The following is a 17,877-nucleotide window of genomic DNA, read 5'->3' as shown; positions in this document are numbered from 1 at the left end:
ACTGTCGTGACCACTTTGACCAAGGAGGCCGGTGTTCCGGCCCCGGCGGGCGACGGTCCGCTGCTGTCCGTGCGCGACCTGCACGTCAGCTTCAAGACCGAGGACGGCATCGTACGGGCCGTGGACGGGCTCTCCTTCGACCTGGAACGCGGCAGGACGCTCGGCATCGTGGGGGAGTCGGGCTCGGGGAAGTCGGTCACCAACCTGACCGTCCTCGGCCTGCACAACCCGATGTTCACCACCGTCGAGGGTGAGATCCTGCTGGACGGGCGGGAGTTGACGACCGCGCGCGAGTCGGAGCTGGAGAAGCTGCGCGGCAACAAGGTCGCCATGATCTTCCAGGACCCGCTCACCGCGCTCTCCCCCTACTACACGGTCGGCCGGCAGATCGCCGAGCCGTACATGAAGCACACCGGCGCCTCCAGGAAGGAGGCGTGGAACCGCGCGGTGGAGATGCTGGGCAAGGTCGGCATCCCCAACCCCAAGGCACGGGCGGGGGATTACCCGCACCAGTTCTCCGGCGGCATGCGCCAGCGCGCGATGATCGCCATGGCCCTGGTCTGCGACCCCGACCTGCTGATCGCGGACGAACCGACCACCGCGCTGGACGTCACCGTGCAGGCGCAGATCCTCGACCTGCTCAAGGACCTCCAGCAGGAGTTCGGTTCGGGCATCATCTTCATCACCCACGACCTGGGTGTCATCGCGGACATGGCCGACGACATCATGGTGATGTACGCGGGCAGCGCGGTGGAGCGCGGCTCGGTCGACTCCGTGCTGCACGCCCCCGAACACCCCTACACCTGGGGCCTGTTGAACTCGATGCCGCGGCTCGACTCCGACCCGTCCATCGCGCTCACCCCCATTCCGGGCGCCCCGCCCTCCCTGCTCAACCCGCCCTCCGGCTGCCGCTTCCACCCCCGCTGCCCCTTCCAGGACCGGGTCGAGGGCACCCGGTGCGTGACCGAGCGCCCGCTGCTCGGCGCGGGGGAGTCGGCGTGTCATCTGACCCCGGCGCAGAAGCGGGACATCTTCGTGGACGAGATCAAGCCCCGGCTGGGCTAGGGATCGACGAGACGCCTCCCAAGGGCGTGAAGGAGAACCGTCATGACCAAGGACCTGCTCCTGCCCGCGCCGCGGGACGAGGGCGCCGACGCCGGGGGCGAACCGCTGCTGGAGGTCTCCGGGCTGACCAAGCACTTCCCGGTCAAGGGAGGCTTTCCCATCCGGCGGACCATCGGCGCGGTCCAGGCGGTGGACGGCATCGACCTGTCGGTCGGGGTGGGCGAGAGCTTCGGGCTGGTCGGTGAGTCGGGCTGCGGCAAGTCGACCACGGGCCGGCTGATCACCCGGCTGATGGAGCCGACCGCGGGCACGATCTCCTACCGGGGCAAGGACATCAGCCGGGCCTCGCGCCGGGAGCTGGCGCCGGTCCGGTCCGAGATCCAGATGATCTTCCAGGACCCGTACTCCTCCCTCAATCCCCGCCAGACGGTCGGCAAGATCATCTCGGGGCCGATGGAGATCAACGGCATCGAGCCGCCCGGCGGCCGCGAGAAGCGGGTGCGGGAGCTGCTGGAGATCGTGGGTCTCAACCCCGAGCACTTCAACCGCTTCCCGCACGAGTTCTCCGGCGGCCAGCGCCAGCGCATCGGGGTGGCGCGGGCACTCGCGCTGGAGCCCAAGCTGATCGTGGCGGACGAGCCGGTGTCCGCGCTGGACGTGTCCATCCAGGCCCAGGTCGTCAACCTGCTCCAGAAGGTGCAGCGGGAACTCGGCATCGCGTTCCTCTTCATCGCGCACGACCTGGCGATCGTCCGGCACTTCTCGCAGCGGGTCGCGGTGATGTACCTGGGCAAGATCATCGAGGTCGGTGACCGGGACTCCATCTACACCCGCCCCCGGCACCCCTACACCCACGCCCTGCTCTCGGCCGTGCCCGAGGTGAGCGTGGCGGGCGAGGAGGCCCCGGCCCGCGAGCGCATCCGGCTCGCCGGTGACGTGCCGTCCCCGATCGACCCGCCGTCGGGCTGCCGCTTCCGCACCCGGTGCTGGAAGGCGCAGGACAAGTGCGCGTCCGAGGAGCCGCCGCTGGTCCAGCTCTCGGGTAACCGGGCCGGCCACCTGACGGCCTGCCACTTCCCGGAGGAGCCGACAACCGAGGCGCGCGAGGAGGACATCGTCCTCGACCCGGCGCTGGTGGCGCTGGAGGAGGACACGGCCAAGGACTAGCGTGCCGCTTCGGCGACGGTGATGATCTCCGGCGACGCCGGGCCCAGCGGGCTCCGGTCCCAGTCGCCGTAGCGGGCCACCGTGCGCAGCCCGGCCTCGGTGAGGAAGCGGTCCAGCTCACCGGGGCCGAGGAAGCGCAGAGTGTTGCGGCCGACCCTCGGGGCGGGCCAACTCGCGCTTGTACAGGTCTCGGTGAAGCCGACGAGGCCGCCCGCCGGGCCGTGGGTCACCTCGTGGTGGACCCGGATCTCGGCGCCGTCCGGGCCGGTGACGGTGCGTACCCGGTCCGGGGCCCAGCCCTCCCAGGGGCGGGCCTCAGGATTGCGGGTCTCGAAGACGAAGCGTCCGCCCTCCGCCAGGGCCTCCCGCACCGCGCCCAGACACTGCCGTACGTCATCGTCCCGGAGCAACTGCTGGAAGGCGTGCCCGGTCATCACCGCGAGCGCGAACTCGCCCTTCCACTGCCGGCTCCGGGTGTCCCCGAGCACCCACTCGATCTCCGGGGCGCCCTCCCTGGCGTGGACCAGCATGGCGGCGGCCGGGTCGAGTCCGGTCAGCCGTCCGGGATGCCCCTCGGCGCGGGCCCGGCGGAGCAACTGGCCGGTGCCGCAGCCGATGTCCAGCACCGAGTGCGCCGACCGGATCAAGTCGAGGTGGAAGTCGTCGCCCGGGCCCCAGGGGTTGAGGACGTCGTAATGGGCCGCGACGAAAAGGTCGTTGAACGGTTGGGGTGCCACCACCGCAGTCTCACACGGTTCCGGCCGCGGTGGGCAGCGCGAAGGCCCGCGCCGGGGTGGACGCGGGCCTTCGGGGGGTGTGTCAGACCGTCTTCTGAGGGGTCTTGGAGAGGCCGGCGACCGGGATGATCTCCTGGGTCTCCGGGTAGTGGCACGCCGTGAGGTGGCCGGGCTTGTTGCCCTCGGCCTCCGCGAGCGGCGGGGCCTCGGTGGCGCACTTCTCCGTCGCCTTCCAGCACCGGGTGCGGAAGCGGCAGCCCGAGGGCGGGTCGATGGGCGAGGGCACGTCCCCGACCAGGCGGATGCGCTCGCGCGGGGTCTCGTCCACCGTGGCCTCCGGGACGGCGGAGAGCAGGGCGCGGGTGTAGGGGTGGCGCGGGTTGTCGTAGAGGTCGTCGCGGTCGCCGATCTCCACGATCTTGCCGAGGTACATCACCGCGACGCGCTGCGAGAAGTGCCGCACGATGGCCAGGTCGTGGGCGATGAACACGAAGGCGATGCCGAGTTCGCGCTGGACCTTCTGGAGCAGGTTGACGACCTGGGCCTGGATGGAGACGTCCAGCGCGGAGACCGGCTCGTCGGCCACGATCAGCTTCGGGTTCAGGGCCAGCGCGCGGGCGACGCCGATGCGCTGGCGCTGGCCGCCGGAGAACTCGTGCGGGAAGCGGTTGAAGTGCTCGGGGTTGAGGCCGACGATCTCCAGCAGCTCCCGCACCCGCTTCTCGCGGCCGCCGGGGGGCTCGATGCCGTTGATCTCCATCGGGCCGGAGATGATCTTGCCGACGGTGTGCCGCGGGTTCAGCGAGGCGTACGGGTCCTGGAAGATCATCTGGATCTCGGACCGGATCGGCGCGAGGTCCTTGCGGCCGGCGTGCGTGATGTCCTGGCCCCGGTACGCGATCCGGCCCGCGGTCGGCTCCATCAGCCGGGTGATCAGGCGCCCGGTGGTGGACTTGCCGCAGCCGGACTCGCCGACCAGGCCCAGGCTCTCGCCCTCGGCGACCTGGAAGTCCAGCCCGTCCACGGCCTGCACCGCGCCGACGGTGCGCCGGATCGGGAAGCCGCCCTTGATCGGGAAGTGCTTGGTCAGCCCGGAGACGTCCAGGAGGGGAGTGGAACTGCTCATGGTGGTGAAATCCCGTCTCTTGTACGTCAGATGGCCTTGCTGGCGGCAAGGTCGGCGAGGAACTCACGGCGCTGGCCGTCGGAAAGGTGGCAGGCGTTGCCGCGGCCGTCCTCGATCTGCAGCGGGGGGCGCTCGGTGGCGCACCGGTTGCCCTTCACCTCGGACGCGAAGGCGCAGCGCGGGTGGAAACGGCAGCCGGTGGGCGGGTTCAGCAGCGAGGGCGGGGAGCCCGGGATCGGGTTGAGCGGCACGTCGACCGGGCCGTCCAGGCTCGGCATCGAGCCGAGCAGACCCCAGGTGTAGGGGTGCTGCGGGGTGCGCAGCACCTCCTCCTTCGGGCCACGCTCCACACAGCGGCCGCCGTACATCACCAGCACGTCGTCGGCGATGTCCGCGATGACGCCCAGGTCGTGGGTGATGAAGATGATCGAGGTGCCGAACTCCTGCTGGAGGTCCTTGAGCAGGTCCATGATCTGGGCCTGCACGGTGACGTCCAGCGCGGTGGTCGGCTCGTCCGCGATCAGCAGCTTCGGGTCGCAGACCAGGGCCATGGCGATCATCGCGCGCTGGCGCATACCGCCGGAGAACTCGTGCGGGTAGTTGTCCACCCGGCGGTCCGGCTGCGGGATGCCCACCCGGCGCAGCATCTCGATCGCCCGCTCCCGCGCGGCCTTCTTCGAGGCGCCGGTGTGCTTGCGGTAGACCTCGCCGATCTGGGTCCCGATGGTGTGGTACGGCGACAGCGAGGCCAGGGCGTCCTGGAAGATCATCGCCATCTTGTTGCCGCGGAGCTTCTCCAGCTTCCGCTCCGGGGCGCCGAGGAGTTCCTCGCCGTCCAGCAGGATCTGGCCCTCGATCTCGGTGTGATCGCGGTCGTGCAGGCCCAGGATCGTCAGGTTGGTGACGGACTTGCCGGAACCCGACTCGCCCACGATGCCGAGCGTCTGGCCCTTGGCCAGGTCGAAGGTGAGTCCGTCGACGGCCTTGACCATGCCGTCCTCGGTGGAGAAGTGGACCTTGAGGTCCTTGACGGAGAGGAACGGCTGCTGATGGGTGCTCGTCACGGGGACGCTCCTGGGGGTGATGCGAGGGGGGTAGTCGGACGGGCGGAGGTCAGGCGAGCCGGATGCGCGGGTCGATCAGGCCGTACACCGCGTCGACGAGGATGTTGAAGACGACGATCGCGCCGGCCGACAGCAGGGTGACGCCCATGAGCATGGGCAGGTCGCTCTTCTCCACGGAGTCCACCGCGAGCCGGCCCACTCCCTGGAGGCTGAAGGTGTACTCGGTGATCATCGCGCCGCCGATGAGGGTGGCCAGGTCGATGCCGAAGATGGTGACGATCGGGCCCATCGCGCCGCGCCAGGCGAACCGGAAGAACACGTTGCGGCCGGAGAGGCCCTTGGCGCGGGCGGTGCGGACGTAGTCCTCGCTCAGCGTCTCCACGAGCTGCGAGCGCGTCATACGGGTGTAGTTGGCGGTCCAGATCAGCGCCAGCACCAGCCACGGCAGCAGCAGGCCCGAGGCCCAGGCGGCCGGGTTCTCGGTGAGTGGCGTGTAGGACGGGTTGTCCAGGACGTCGAGCTTGGCCACCAGGAAGTACATGGCGATGTAGCCGACGAAGTAGATCTGGAGCGAGGAGGCCACCAGCGAGGCCGAACTGGCCAGCTTGTCCTGCCACTTGCCCTGCTTCACCGCGGCGATCATGCCCGCGCCGATACCGAAGATCAGGAAGACGACGGCCGAGCCGAGGGCCAGCGACAGCGTCAGCGGGAGCCGGTCCATGATCGTGCCGAGCACGGGCTCCCGGTTGGCGAAGGAGTACCCCAGGCACGGAGCGCTGCAGTCGCCGAAGTCGCCGTAGCTGCGCCCGACGAAGATGCCCTTGATCCAGTACCAGTACTGCACCGGGACCGGGTGGTCGATGCCCAGGTTGTGCCGCACCTGCGCGAGCATGTCGGGCGTGCAGTTCTTGCCGCACGACATCGTGGCGGGGTCACGCGGGATGGCGTAGAAGAGCCAGAAGGTGACGGCGCTGATGATCAACAGAATCACCAGCGCGCCGAAGACTCGGCGGACGAGGAAGCGGAGCATGGGGCGTGACTTTCCGGACGGGGCGCCGTCGCCGGGGTGAGGGGGGCCGGAGGGGGCGGCCCGGTCGTGGCCGCCCCCGATGGGTGGTGCGCGCTTACTTCATGGCGTACAGCTTGCAGAGCGCGACGCAGGTGTTGCCCGAGTCGTAGATCACGTTGCCGACCTTGGACCCGTGCATCCAGTTACGGATGGAGTGGTAGTCCGGGACCACGGCGGCCAGCTCCATGATCTGGCGGTCGACGGCGCCCCACGCCTTGTTGGCGGCCTCGACGTCCGCGATCTTGGACGCGGCGTCGATCGCCTTGTTCACGCTCGGGTCGTTGAGCTGGGCGTAGTTGCTGCGGCCGTCGCCGATGTTCTTGCCGCTCCAGCAGGGGTAGAACACGGAGTAACCGTTCGGCCAGTCCGGGCTCCAGCCGGCGGCGAAGAGGTCGTAACCGTTGTCGACCTTGCCGATCTGGGTGTAGAAGGTCGACTTGTCGATCTGCTTGTTGACGACGACGAAGCCTGCCTCCTCCAGCGAGTTCTTGATCTGGACGGCCTGCTTCACCATGTTGTCCGACTGCTGGTAGGCGATGACCAGCTTCTGGCCGAGCTTGCCGGCCTCCTTCAGCAGCGCCTTGGCCTTGGCCGGGTCGCCGGCGGGCTTCTTCTCCGCGCCGTACAGGTCGAAGTCCTGGTAACCGGGGGTGACCGGGCTGAGGACCGTGCTCGCTATCTCGCTGGTGGCGCGGCCGCCGCGGATGGTCTGGAGCTGCTGGTGCGGCCAGGCCCAGTTGATGGCCTGGCGGACCTTGACGTCCTTGATGCGGGTGGTGTTGATCGGCCAGTAGTAGGTGACCGTGTCGACCGCGGTGAGGACGCGCTTCTTGAGCTTGGCGTCGGTCAGCACCTGGGCGACGCGCTCGGCGGCGACCTCGTTGAAGATCGACATCGCGTACTGGTCGTTGCCGCGGTCCGACATGAAGCGGTCGGTCGAGGCGACGGGCTGGAAGCCGAACTGGAAGACGTACTTGTCCGGGTAGTTGTTGCGGATCGAGTCGGTCTTCGGGTCCCAGTGCTCGTTGCGCACGAAGGTCATCGACTTGCCGATGCTGCGGCTCTCGATGCGGTACGGGCCGCAGGAGAAGGGGCGCTTGTCGTACTTCTCCTTGGTGTCCTTCTTCTTGGACACGAGGGAGTAACCACGCATGGCGAGCGTGTAGTTGAAGTCGGCGCGGGGCTCGGTGAGACGGAAGGTGATCGTCTTGCCGGAGATCTCGACCGAGTCGAGCTTCTTGCCCTCGTAGGGGCCCTTGTACTTGTCGCCGCCGACCAGCCACTGCTGGACGTAGCGCGGACCTTCGGTGATGAAGCCGGCGAAGAGGCGCTCGAAGGTGTGGCGGACGTCGTCCATGGAGAGGTCGGAACCGTCCTCCCACTTGATGCCGTCCTTGATCGTGAAGGACCAGGTGCGGCCGCCGTCCTTCATGGTGCCGGCGTCCGTGGCCGCGTCGCCGACCAGGGTGCAGCCGCCCTTGTCGTCGATCCGGTAGCCGGTCAGACCGCGCATGATCGGCACGGTGATGGCGGCCTCGGTCGAGACGTAGATCTGGGCCGGGTCCATGTGGTCCATGTCGAACTGGTCGAGCGAGTAGATCGTCCCGCCCTTGACCGCGCCCGGGACCTCGGGGGCCGGACCCGTCGAGTCGGCCTTGGTGCCGACCGGGATGTTCATGGTCTTGCCCTTGCTCACGGACGGGACCTGGGGGCCGGAACCCTTGCCGTCGCCGCTGCCGCAGGCGGTCAGCACGCTGGTGGAGGCCGCGGCCACACCGGTGGCGATCAGGAAGTTCCTACGGGAAAAAGCCATGCTGAGCCTGCCTGTGAGTGTCAGATTCGGACGATCGGAATCAGCCGGACGTCATGGAGGACCGGGCGGGGTGGAACTGGCCTGCTACCGCTTCGACTTCGGGTCGAGCGCGTCGCGCACGGAGTCGCCGAGCAGGTTGAACGCGAGGACGAAGATCACCATGGAGATGCCGGGGAACAGCATGAAGGTGATGTCCTGGGAGTAGAACGAGGCGCCGCGGCCGATCATCACGCCCCAGTCCGGGGTCGGGTCGGTGATACCGACGCCGAGGAAGGCCAGGCCCGCCTCAGCGGTCACGTAGGCCGGGAGCATCAGCGTGGACTGGATGAGAATGGGCGTCCACAGGTTGGGCAGCAGCTCCTTGAACACGATGCGCCGCGGGGAGGCGCCGGTGACCTTGGCGGCCTCGACGAACTCCCGCTCGCGCAGGCCCAGCACCTGACCGCGCAGCAGTCGCGCGATGGACGCCCAGCCGAACGCCGAGAGCACGATGATCAGCGCGACCGACACCAGCCAGGTCGGCACGTTCTCGTCGGGAGCGATGAAGATGCCGTAGACCACGGGCATGAAGGCGATGAAGAACAGCGTGGACGGGAACGACAGCACGATGTCGATGATCCGGCCGACGAAGTAGTCGGTCTTGCCGCCCAGGTAGCCCGCCGTGACACCGATGACGACACCGACGACCGTGGTGAGGATCGTGGCGGCGAGGGCGATGCCCAGCGAGGTCCGGATGCCGTAGAGCAGGAAGGTGAAGACGTCCCGCCCGAGCTGGGGCTCGACGCCGAACCAGAACTCCGAGCTCATGCCGCCGTTGGCGCCGACCGGGTAGGAGAACGCGTCCAGCAGCTCGGGCCGCTCGCTCGCGTAGGTGGTGTACGGGTTCTTGCCGTACAGCTTGGCTATGAGCGGCGCCGCTATGGCGATGAGGAAGAAGAAGAGGACGACGAAGGCGGACACGACGCCGGTCCGGTCGCGCTTGAAACGCTTCCAGGCAAGCCGGCCGGGGGACCGGCTCTCGCTGCCCTTGGGGCCGTCCGGAGTACCCGACTTCTCGACGGGAACGTCGGTCACCTCAAGCGCGGCAGCCGCCGATGGAGTGGGGGTGGTCATTGGTGCTCCTGGCCCAAGGAGGGTCTGAGGACTCCGCAGGGCGCTCCCCTACGGGCTACGCCGGACTTTTTCAACGCAATTCATTCAAGGTCAATAAATTCTCGGTCGACTTGGTCTTGTCTTTACCTTCTTTACCTCTGCATGACGCATCCGTAGCTACGCGTGTAGCGCGACCGTAATCAATCCGTGCTTCACTTCGGGTAATTCGGGCAAATCAACCAATGGGTTCGATATCCGGACGGTGGGGTGTCGAAATGCGTACATCGGCGCGTCACGATCCAACGTTTCGGCAACGTTGCGCGGCGATCCATTGCGTCTTGTCCGCAAGATCACCGGGGGCGTGCCGGACCTGCCTGCATATGGCTGACGTGTCCCCCCAAAGGCGGGGCAATCGGGCGGCGGGCATGCGGGATGTTCCCTACGGGCCGATATTGACCGGTAACGGTGAGGTGATCCCTGAGGAGGCAGCATGCGCGGATTCACGCACGCCCGATGGCTGACCGGCGCCGCCGCGCTGGCGCTCCTGGCCACCGGGTGCGGCGGGGGAGCGAGCGGGGCGGCGGACGGCGGGATGCTCACCTCCTCCTGGGGCGACCCGCAGAACCCGCTGGAGCCGGCCAACACCAACGAGGTGCAGGGCGGCAAGGTGCTCGACATGGTCTTCCGGGGCCTGAAGCGGTACGACCCGAGGACCGGCGAGGCCCAGAACATGCTGGCCCAGTCCATCGAGACGACCGACTCCCGGCACTACACCGTGAAGCTCAAGGACGGCTGGACCTTCTCCAACGGCGAGAAGGTCACCGCCCGCTCCTTCACCGACGCCTGGAACTACGGCGCGAGCCTGAGGAACAAGCAGAAGAACGCGTACTTCTTCGGCTACATCGAGGGCTACGACCAGGTCCACCCCGAGATGGGGAGCCAGCGCGCGGACACCCTCTCCGGGCTCAAGGTGGTCGACGACCACACCTTCACCGTCACCCTGAACCAGAAGTTCTCCGGCTTCCCCGACACCCTCGGCTACGCCGCCTTCGCCCCGCTGCCCCGCGCCTTCTTCACCGACCACACCGCCTGGCTGAAGACCCCGGTCGGCAACGGCCCCTACGCCATCGAGTCCTACACCAAGGGCTCCCAGATGACCCTGCGGAAGTGGAACGGCTACCCCGGCGGCGACAAGGCGCTCAACGACGGGGTGATCCTCAAGGTCTACACCGACAACAACACCGCCTACACCGACCTGATGGCCGGCAACCTCGACCTCGCCGACGACATCCCGGCCGCCCAGCTCAAGAACGTCAGGACCGACCTCGGCGAGCGGTACATCAACACCCCGGCCGGCATCATCCAGACCCTCGCCTTCCCGTACTACGACGAGCGCTGGAACCGCCCCGGCATGGAGAAGGTCCGCACCGGGCTCTCCATGGCCATCAACCGGGACCAGATCACCAAGACGATCTTCCAGCGCACCCGCACCCCCGCCACCGACTGGACCTCACCCGTCCTCGGCACCGACGGCGGCTACAAGGCGGGCCTGTGCGGCCGCGCCTGTACGTACGACCCGGCGGCCGCCAAGCGGCTGGTCCGGCAGGGCGGCGGCATCCCCGGCGGCTCGCTGAAGCTCACCTACAACGCGGACACCGGCTCGCACCGGGAGTGGGTCGACGCGGTCTGCAACTCCATCAACCACGCCCTGGGCGACGACAACGCCTGCGTCGGCAACCCGGTCGGCACCTTCGCCGACTTCCGCAACCAGATGGGGCAGCACAAGATGAGCGGCCCCTTCCGGGCGGGCTGGCAGATGGACTACCCGCTCATCCAGAACTTCCTCCAGCCGCTGTACTTCACCGGCGCCTCCTCCAACGACGGCCAGTGGTCCAACTCCGAGTTCGACGAGCTGGTGGACCGGGCCAACGCCGAGACCGACCCGGCCAAGTCGGTCGCCACCTTCCAGCAGGCCGAGGAGGTCGTCCGGGACAACATGGCCGCCATCCCGCTCTGGTACCAGAACGGCAACGCGGGCTACTCCCAGCGCCTCACCGACGTCCAGCTCAACCCGTTCAGCGTGCCGGTGTACAACGAGATCAAGGTGAGCTGAGCGGATGGGACGCTACGTCGTCCGGCGGCTGCTCCAGATGGTGCCGGTGTTCGTCGGGGCCACCCTGCTGATCTTCCTGATGGTCAACGTGATGGGCGACCCCGTCGCGGGCCTGTGCGGGGAGCGGCAGTGCGACGCGGCCACGGCCGCCCAGCTCCGCGCCGAGTTCGGTCTCGACCAGCCGCTCTGGCAGCAGTACGCGACCTACATGGGCAACGTCTTCACCGGCGACTTCGGCACCGCTTTCAACGGACAGCCCGTCACCGAGCTGATGGCGGTCTCCTTCCCCGTCACCGTCCGGCTGACCATCGTCGCCATCCTCTTCGAACTCGTCGTCGGCATCAGCCTCGGCGTGCTCACCGGACTGAGCCGGGGCCGGCCCGTCGACACCGGCGTACTGCTGCTCACCCTCGTGGTGATCTCCGTGCCGACCTTCGTCACCGGTCTGGTGCTCCAACTGCTGCTCGGCGTGGAGTGGGGGTGGATCAAGCCGTCGGTCTCCCCGGAGGCGCCGTTCAACGAACTGATCGTGCCGGGGCTGGTGCTGGCGTCGGTGTCGCTCGCCTACGTCACCCGGCTGACCCGTACCTCCATCGCGGAGAACCGGCGCTCGGACTACGTCCGTACCGCCGTCGCCAAGGGGCTGCCCCGGCGCCGGGTCGTGGTGCGGCACCTGCTGCGGACCTCGCTGATCCCCGTCGTCACCTTCATCGGCACCGACATCGGGGCGCTGATGGGCGGCGCGATCGTCACCGAGCGGATCTTCAACATCCACGGCGTCGGCTTCCAGCTCTACCAGGGCATCCTCCGGCAGAACACGCAGACGGTGGTCGGCTTCGTCACCGTGCTGGTGCTGGTCTTCCTGGTCGCCAACCTGCTGGTGGACCTGCTCTACGCGGTACTCGACCCGAGGATTCGCTATGCCTGAGCCGTCGTCGTACGAGTCGCGGGGGGCCGTCGCCGGGACCGGCATGGGCGGCGCGATGGACCTCGCGACCGGTGAGGCCGCGACCCTGGAGCGGGTGCCGGGCGGACCGGCGGGCGGCGGGCCCGACAGCAGGCCGCGCTCGCTCTGGTCGGACGCCTGGCGGGACCTCAGGCGCAACCCGGTCTTCCTGCTCTCGGCCCTGGTGATCCTCTTCCTGGTCTTCATCTCCCTCTGGCCCTCGGCCATCACCTCCGGCAACCCCCTGGACTGCGACCTCGCCAAGGCCCAGGACGGCTCAGCGCCCGGCCACCCCTTCGGCTTCGACGGGCAGGGCTGCGACGTGTACACCCGGACCGTCTACGGCGCCCGCACGTCGGTCACGGTGGGCGTGTGCGCCACGCTCGGGGTCGCGCTGCTCGGGTCGGTTCTCGGCGGGCTCGCCGGCTTCTTCGGCGGGGCCTGGGACGCGGTGCTGTCGAGGATCACCGACGTCTTCTTCGCCATCCCGGTCGTCCTCGGCGGCCTGGTGCTGCTGTCGGTGGTCACCAGCAACTCCGTCTGGCCGGTCGTCGGGTTCATGGTGCTGCTCGGCTGGCCGCAGATCTCCCGGATCGCGCGCGGCTCCGTCATCACCACCCGGCAGAACGACTACGTCCAGGCGGCCCGCGCGCTCGGCGCCTCGCCCGCCCGGCTGCTGCTGCGGCACATCGCGCCCAACGCGGTCGCCCCCGTCATCGTCGTGGCCACCATCGCGCTCGGCACCTACATCTCGCTGGAGGCCACCCTGTCCTACCTCGGCGTCGGCCTGAAGCCGCCCAGCGTGTCCTGGGGCATCGACATCTCCGCCGCCTCCCCCTACATCCGCAACGCCCCGCACGCCCTGCTCTGGCCCTCCGGGGCGCTGGCGATCACCGTCCTGGCCTTCATCATGCTCGGCGACGCGGTACGCGACGCCCTCGACCCGAAGCTGAGGTGACGGCGCCATGCTGCTCGAAGTGCGTGACCTGCACGTGGAGTTCCGCACCCGCGACGGCGTCGCCAAGGCGGTCAACGGGGTGTCGTACGGGGTCGCCGCGGGCGAGACGCTCGCCGTGCTCGGGGAGTCCGGCTCCGGCAAGTCGGTGACCGCGCAGGCCGTGATGGGCATCCTCGACATGCCGCCCGGCCGGATCACCGGCGGTCAGATCCTCTTCCAGGGCCGCGACCTGCTTGACCTGAAGGAGGAGGAGCGGCGGAAGATCCGGGGCGCCGGAATGGCGATGATCTTCCAGGACGCGCTGTCCGCCCTCAACCCCGTGCTCTCCGTCGGCGATCAACTGGGGGAGATGTTCACCGTCCACCGGGGGATGTCCCGCAAGGAGGCGCGCCAGCGGGCCGTCGAGCTGATGGACCGGGTGCGCATCCCGGGCGCCGCCCAGCGGGTGCGGGACTATCCGCACCAGTTCTCCGGCGGCATGCGCCAGCGGATCATGATCGCCATGGCGATCGCGCTGGAACCCGCGCTGGTCATCGCCGACGAACCCACCACCGCGCTCGACGTCACCGTCCAGGCCCAGGTGATGGACCTCCTCGCGGAGCTGCGCCGGGAGTACGACATGGGGCTGGTCCTCATCACCCACGACCTCGGCGTGGTCGCTGACGTGGCCGACCGGATCGCCGTGATGTACGCGGGCCGGATCGTGGAGTCGGCGCCCGTGCACGACATCTACAAGGCACCGGCCCACCCCTACACGCGCGGCCTGCTCGACTCCATCCCCCGCCTCGACCACAAGGGCCGCGAGCTGTACGCCATCCGGGGTCTGCCGCCCAGCCTCACCCACATCCCGTCCGGCTGCGCCTTCCACCCGCGCTGCGCGATGGCGCGGGACGTCTGCCGCACGGACGAGCCCCCGCTGTACCCGGCCGGTCCCGGCCGGGTGAGCGCCTGCCACTTCTGGAGGGAGTGCCTCGATGGCCTCGACGGCTGAACCCGTGCTGGAGGCGCGCGGCCTGGTCAAGCACTACCCGCTGACCCGGGGCATCGTGCTGCGCAAGCAGGTCGGCGCCGTGAAGGCCGTCGACGGCGTCGACTTCAGCCTGGGCCGGGGCGAGACCATCGGCATCGTGGGCGAGTCGGGGTGCGGCAAGTCCACGGTGGCCAGGCTGCTCTGCCATCTGGAGCGGCCCACGGCGGGCGAGATCCGGTTCCGGGGCGAGGACATCACGGGCGTGTCCGGGCGTCGGCTGAAGGAGGTGCGCCGCAACATCCAGATGGTGTTCCAGGACCCGTACACCTCGCTCAACCCCCGGATGACGGTGGGGGACATCGTCGGGGAGCCGTACGAGATCCATCCCGAGGTCGCGCCGAAGGGTGAACGGCGGCGCCGGGTCCAGGAGTTGCTGGAGGTGGTGGGGCTCGACCCGGAGTTCCTGAACCGCTATCCGCACCAGTTCTCCGGCGGCCAGCGGCAGCGGATCGGCATCGCGCGGGCGCTGGCGCTGCGCCCGGAGGTGATCGTGGCGGACGAGCCGGTGTCCGCGCTGGACGTGTCGGTGCAGGCGCAGGTGATCAACCTGCTGGAGCGGCTCCAGGCGGAGTTCGGGCTGTCCTACGTGTTCATCGCGCACGACCTGTCGATCGTGCGGCACATCTCCGACCGGGTCGGGGTGATGTACCTGGGCCGGATCGTGGAGACCGGCACGGACGCGGAGATCTACGAGCATCCCACCCACCCGTACACCCAGGCGCTGCTGTCGGCGGTGCCGGTGCCCGATCCGGAGGCACGGGCGCACCGGGAGCGGATCATCCTGAGCGGTGATGTGCCGTCTCCTACGGCGATCCCCTCCGGGTGCCGGTTCCGCACCCGGTGCTGGAAGGCCGAGGAGCGGTGCGCGCGGGAGGTGCCGGAGCTGGCGGTGCCGGAGGAGTTCCGGGGGGCCGGGGGCCCGGTCGCGCATCCGTCGGCGTGTCTGTTCGCGGCGGAGCGGCGGGTGGTGCCGGGGGCCATGGAGGAACACGGGGGGCACGGCAACGGGCCGGGATGACATGGCGTATCCCGGCCCGTTTCACGGCACCCGCACGGCCGTACGCGATCAGCCTCGCGGGTGCTCATATCGTGGTGGCTTCGGCGAAGTTGCCTGTGCGTTAACGCTGTTCGGGCGCGCTGGGGCCGCTCAGGGCGCGCTTGAGGAAGTCGACCTGGAGGAGGAGCAGATTCTCCGCGACCTGTTCCTGCGGGGTCATGTGGGTGACGCCGGACAGCGGAAGCACCTCGTGCGGGCGCCCGGCGGCCAGCAGGGCGGAGGAGAGCCGGAGGGTGTGTGCGGCCACCACGTTGTCGTCGGCCAGACCATGGATGATCATCATGGGCCGGTGCGGTTCGGCGGGGTCGGACAGGCCCTCGTCGGTGATCAGGGAGTTGCGGGTGTAGCTCTCGGGGTCCGCGTCGGGGTCGCCCAGATAGCGCTCGGTGTAGTGGGTGTCGTAGAGCCGCCAGTCGGTGACCGGGGCGCCGACGACGCCCGCGTGGAAGACGTCCGGGCGGCGCAGGACGGCCAGCGCGGAGAGGTAACCGCCGTACGACCAGCCCCTGATGGCCACGCGGTCGAGGTCGAGCGGGTAGCGCTTGGCGAGGTCGTGCAGGGCGTCGATCTGGTCGTCGAGGGTGACCGTGAAGTCCTGGTGGATCGACTTCTCCCACTCGGGGGAGCGGCCGGGGGTGCCCCGGCCGTCCGCGACGATCACCGCGAAGCCCTGGTCGGCGAACCACTGCGAGGTCAGATGGGCGTTGTGGGCGGCGACGACCCGCTGGCCGTGCGGGCCCCCGTAGGGGTCGAGCAGGACCGGCAGGGGAGTGTCGTCGGGGTAGTCCGATGGCATAAGCACGGCGCACGGAATTCGCCGTGCGCCCCCCTCGGTCAGGGTCACGCGGGGGGACATACCGGGGTCTTCGGCGCACGAGCGGACACCGAGCGCCGATTTTCCGTCACGCAGCACCTGGACACGGGCGCCGGGGCTGTCCAGGGTCGCGGAGACCAGCACGGTCACATCGCCCGCGCGCACCGCCGAGTGCACGCCGGGCTCCCGCGACACGCGCTCCACGCCCGTCGCGCCGACCCGGTACACATGGATCTCGCCGATTTCCGGGTCCTCGGCCGCCGCTCCGGCGGAGGCCGAGACCAGTACGTCGTCCGACGACACGTCCAGCACCGCGCGGATGTGCAACTCCGGGCCGGTCAGCGGGCGTTCGCCCACCGTGAGGACCCGCGCGCCGTCCTTGTCCGCGATGCGGACCAGTTCCCCGGAGGGGGTCCAGGCGGGCACCCCGGCGAAAAGATCAAGCCATGTTGGATCTTCGTCGGCGTGCAGCGTCCGGGTCTCGCCGGTGTCCGGGTCGACGGCCAGGACGAGCGTGCTCCGCTGGTCCCGCGACTGCACCTGGAGGAGGGGCGCACCCGCCTGTGACCAGTGCACTCGCGCCAGATAGGGGTGCCGCTCGCGGTCCCAGCGGACCTCGGTGCGGGTGCCGTCCAGGCTGATGACGAAGAGGGTCACCTCGGCGTTGGCGGTGCCGGCCGCCGGGTAGCGCACGTGGTGTGGCTCACGGTCCGGGTGTGACGTGTCCGCGATCCACCAGCGCCGCACCGGCGTGTCGTCCACCCGCGCCACCAGCAGCCGGTCCGACTCCGGGGACCACCAGAAGCCCCGCGTACGGTCCATCTCCTCGGCGGCGACGAACTCCGCGAGGCCGTAGGCCACTTCGTCGCTCTCGGGGGTCGCGAGGGCCCGGTCGTCGGCTCCCTCGGCGCCGACGACACGCAGCTCGCCTCCGGCGACGTAGGCGACGCGGGTGCCGTCGGGGGAGGGGCGGGGGTCGATCACCGGGCCGGGGACGGGGAGTTCACGGGCGGTTCCGGCGCGCAGCTCGGCCGTGAACAGCCGCCCCGACAAGGCGAAAGAGGCCAGTTCGGCGGCGGTGTCGGTGGCGTACCCGACGATGCCCGCGCCGCCCTCGCGGCTGCGTTCGCGGCGGGCGCGTTCCTCGGGTGACAGCTCCTCGTCGGCGCCCGCGAGGAGGGCGCGGGGGTCGGCGGCGAGGCGTTCGGTGCCGTCCGCGGTGTCCAGTACCCACAGGGAGTTGGCGCGGTCCGTGCCGGAGCCGGAGCGCAGGAACGCGACACGGGAGCCGTCGGGGGCCACGGTGAACGCGCGCGGCGCGCCGAGCGAGAAGCGCTGGGTCCGGGCGTGTCGGCGGGGGAAGGAGTCGGTGCCGGCTGTCTGGGTCGTCATGGCCCGACCATATTGGCCATGCGCCCCCTTGTGCGGCCGTGCGCCGAGCGATGCGCGAGCACACATAGTTATGATCACTGTCGCTGCGTGGGTATGAACCTGGCGGCGTCCGCGTGGACTTGGCTCTCGGGCCGGTCCGCCGGGGCTGTACCGAAGTCACAACCCCCATAGTCCGAACCCCCCGTGTCCCTGGGATTCATTGGAGGTGAGCCGCCGTGGCACTCTCGATTTCGGCGGTGGTGCTGCTGGCGATCATCGTCTTCCTGCTGATCAAGAAGTCGGGACTGAAGGGGGGACACGCGGCCATCTGCATGCTCCTCGGCTTCTATCTCGCCTCCTCGACCATCGCACCCACGATCAGCGAGCTGACCACGAACGTCGCCAGCATGATCGGCAGCATCAAGTTCTGACGCGGGGCGGGGTGATGGCGTCTG

Annotated in this window: 15 protein-coding genes; 8 read left to right on the top strand and 7 right to left on the bottom strand. The window is 69.3% G+C overall.

All coding sequences use genetic code 11. The annotated features are described in order from the left end of the window. Positions 1 to 6: 6 nt before the first annotated feature. Both ACZ3HQ_RS02615 and ACZ3HQ_RS02610 read left to right on the top strand, forming a co-directional pair. Positions 7 to 1,065 (top strand): ABC transporter ATP-binding protein, encoded by a 1,059-nt coding sequence (locus tag ACZ3HQ_RS02615; RefSeq protein WP_467507315.1) that lies wholly within the window; start codon positions 7 to 9, stop codon positions 1,063 to 1,065. Between the two features lie 42 nt (positions 1,066 to 1,107). After that, the gene (locus tag ACZ3HQ_RS02610) at positions 1,108 to 2,232 is read left to right on the top strand and encodes an ABC transporter ATP-binding protein (protein ID WP_467507314.1); all 1,125 of its coding nucleotides are present in this window, start codon (positions 1,108 to 1,110) and stop codon (positions 2,230 to 2,232) included. On the opposite strand, the gene ACZ3HQ_RS02605 is transcribed toward ACZ3HQ_RS02610, so the two are convergent. From ACZ3HQ_RS02605 to ACZ3HQ_RS02580, 6 genes are all read right to left on the bottom strand, one after another. Beyond that, positions 2,229 to 2,969, bottom strand: a complete 741-nt coding sequence (locus tag ACZ3HQ_RS02605) for a class I SAM-dependent methyltransferase (RefSeq protein ID WP_467507313.1) — start codon at positions 2,967 to 2,969, stop codon at positions 2,229 to 2,231. The two genes, ACZ3HQ_RS02610 and ACZ3HQ_RS02605, sit on opposite strands and share 4 nt — an antisense overlap. Positions 2,970 to 3,051: 82 nt before the next feature. After that, positions 3,052 to 4,095, bottom strand: a complete 1,044-nt coding sequence (locus tag ACZ3HQ_RS02600) for an ABC transporter ATP-binding protein (protein WP_467507311.1) — start codon at positions 4,093 to 4,095, stop codon at positions 3,052 to 3,054. A gap of 26 nt (positions 4,096 to 4,121) precedes the next feature. Continuing rightward, complete coding sequence (locus tag ACZ3HQ_RS02595; protein WP_467507309.1) at positions 4,122 to 5,159, bottom strand: ABC transporter ATP-binding protein; 1,038 nt, start codon at positions 5,157 to 5,159, stop codon at positions 4,122 to 4,124. Positions 5,160 to 5,208: 49 nt separating this feature from the next. Continuing rightward, positions 5,209 to 6,189 carry an ABC transporter permease gene (locus ACZ3HQ_RS02590; protein ID WP_467507308.1) on the bottom strand — a complete coding sequence of 327 codons (981 nt, stop codon included), beginning with the start codon at positions 6,187 to 6,189 and terminating at the stop codon, positions 5,209 to 5,211. 94 nt (positions 6,190 to 6,283) lie between these two features. After that, on the bottom strand, positions 6,284 to 8,041 hold the full coding sequence (locus ACZ3HQ_RS02585) for an ABC transporter substrate-binding protein (RefSeq protein WP_467507306.1): 1,758 nt from the start codon (positions 8,039 to 8,041) through the stop codon (positions 6,284 to 6,286). A gap of 84 nt (positions 8,042 to 8,125) precedes the next feature. Further along, positions 8,126 to 9,154 (bottom strand): ABC transporter permease, encoded by a 1,029-nt coding sequence (locus ACZ3HQ_RS02580; RefSeq protein WP_467507304.1) that lies wholly within the window; start codon positions 9,152 to 9,154, stop codon positions 8,126 to 8,128. Positions 9,155 to 9,623: 469 nt separating this feature from the next. Between ACZ3HQ_RS02580 and ACZ3HQ_RS02575 the strand changes: the two genes are divergently transcribed. Genes ACZ3HQ_RS02575 through ACZ3HQ_RS02555 form a run of 5 tightly spaced genes read left to right on the top strand, consistent with a single transcriptional unit; the run spans position 9,624 to position 15,198 of the window. Beyond that, entirely contained in the window at positions 9,624 to 11,246 is a 1,623-nt protein-coding gene (locus ACZ3HQ_RS02575; protein ID WP_467507303.1) for a peptide ABC transporter substrate-binding protein, read from the top strand. Positions 11,247 to 11,250: 4 nt separating this feature from the next. Then, positions 11,251 to 12,174: an ABC transporter permease gene (locus ACZ3HQ_RS02570; protein WP_467507301.1), complete on the top strand. Its 924-nt coding sequence runs from the start codon at positions 11,251 to 11,253 to the stop codon at positions 12,172 to 12,174. Continuing rightward, positions 12,167 to 13,150: an ABC transporter permease gene (locus ACZ3HQ_RS02565; protein ID WP_467507299.1), complete on the top strand. Its 984-nt coding sequence runs from the start codon at positions 12,167 to 12,169 to the stop codon at positions 13,148 to 13,150. Before ACZ3HQ_RS02570 ends, ACZ3HQ_RS02565 begins: the two co-directional genes overlap by 8 nt. A 7-nt stretch (positions 13,151 to 13,157) precedes the next feature. Beyond that, positions 13,158 to 14,141 (top strand): ABC transporter ATP-binding protein, encoded by a 984-nt coding sequence (locus ACZ3HQ_RS02560; RefSeq protein WP_467507297.1) that lies wholly within the window; start codon positions 13,158 to 13,160, stop codon positions 14,139 to 14,141. Next, positions 14,125 to 15,198, top strand: coding sequence for an ABC transporter ATP-binding protein (locus tag ACZ3HQ_RS02555; protein WP_467507295.1), 1,074 nt, complete (start codon positions 14,125 to 14,127; stop codon positions 15,196 to 15,198). The genes ACZ3HQ_RS02560 and ACZ3HQ_RS02555 overlap by 17 nt, the downstream gene beginning before the upstream one ends. A gap of 100 nt (positions 15,199 to 15,298) precedes the next feature. Here the strand turns inward: ACZ3HQ_RS02555 and ACZ3HQ_RS02550 are convergent, their stop codons facing one another. Then, positions 15,299 to 17,443: a S9 family peptidase gene (locus tag ACZ3HQ_RS02550; protein WP_467507293.1), complete on the bottom strand. Its 2,145-nt coding sequence runs from the start codon at positions 17,441 to 17,443 to the stop codon at positions 15,299 to 15,301. A 215-nt stretch (positions 17,444 to 17,658) separates the two neighbouring features. Here ACZ3HQ_RS02550 and ACZ3HQ_RS02545 point away from each other — a divergent pair, with 215 nt between their 5' ends. Continuing rightward, on the top strand, positions 17,659 to 17,853 hold the full coding sequence (locus ACZ3HQ_RS02545; protein WP_018544306.1) for a hypothetical protein: 195 nt from the start codon (positions 17,659 to 17,661) through the stop codon (positions 17,851 to 17,853). The last annotated feature ends 24 nt before the right edge of the window (positions 17,854 to 17,877 follow it).

Source organism: Streptomyces sp. NPDC018263 (assembly GCF_055562575.1).
Note: the sequence above shows the minus strand (reverse complement) of the source record. Positions and strands in the feature narration are given on the sequence as shown.

Bases quoted from the DNA above. Each gene is read 5' to 3' on its own strand.
- ACZ3HQ_RS02610 (WP_467507314.1), top strand. From the start codon at position 1,108: ATGACCAAGGACCTGCTCCTGCCCGCGCCGCGGGACGAGGGCGCCGAC.
- ACZ3HQ_RS02555 (WP_467507295.1), top strand. From the start codon at position 14,125: ATGGCCTCGACGGCTGAACCCGTGCTGGAGGCGCGCGGCCTGGTCAAG.
- ACZ3HQ_RS02590 (WP_467507308.1), bottom strand. From the start codon at position 6,189: ATGCTCCGCTTCCTCGTCCGCCGAGTCTTCGGCGCGCTGGTGATTCTG.
- ACZ3HQ_RS02570 (WP_467507301.1), top strand. From the start codon at position 11,251: ATGGGACGCTACGTCGTCCGGCGGCTGCTCCAGATGGTGCCGGTGTTC.
- ACZ3HQ_RS02585 (WP_467507306.1), bottom strand. From the start codon at position 8,041: ATGGCTTTTTCCCGTAGGAACTTCCTGATCGCCACCGGTGTGGCCGCG.
- ACZ3HQ_RS02580 (WP_467507304.1), bottom strand. From the start codon at position 9,154: ATGACCACCCCCACTCCATCGGCGGCTGCCGCGCTTGAGGTGACCGAC.
- ACZ3HQ_RS02575 (WP_467507303.1), top strand. From the start codon at position 9,624: ATGCGCGGATTCACGCACGCCCGATGGCTGACCGGCGCCGCCGCGCTG.
- ACZ3HQ_RS02550 (WP_467507293.1), bottom strand. From the start codon at position 17,443: ATGACGACCCAGACAGCCGGCACCGACTCCTTCCCCCGCCGACACGCC.
- ACZ3HQ_RS02600 (WP_467507311.1), bottom strand. From the start codon at position 4,095: ATGAGCAGTTCCACTCCCCTCCTGGACGTCTCCGGGCTGACCAAGCAC.
- ACZ3HQ_RS02560 (WP_467507297.1), top strand. From the start codon at position 13,158: ATGCTGCTCGAAGTGCGTGACCTGCACGTGGAGTTCCGCACCCGCGAC.
- ACZ3HQ_RS02565 (WP_467507299.1), top strand. From the start codon at position 12,167: ATGCCTGAGCCGTCGTCGTACGAGTCGCGGGGGGCCGTCGCCGGGACC.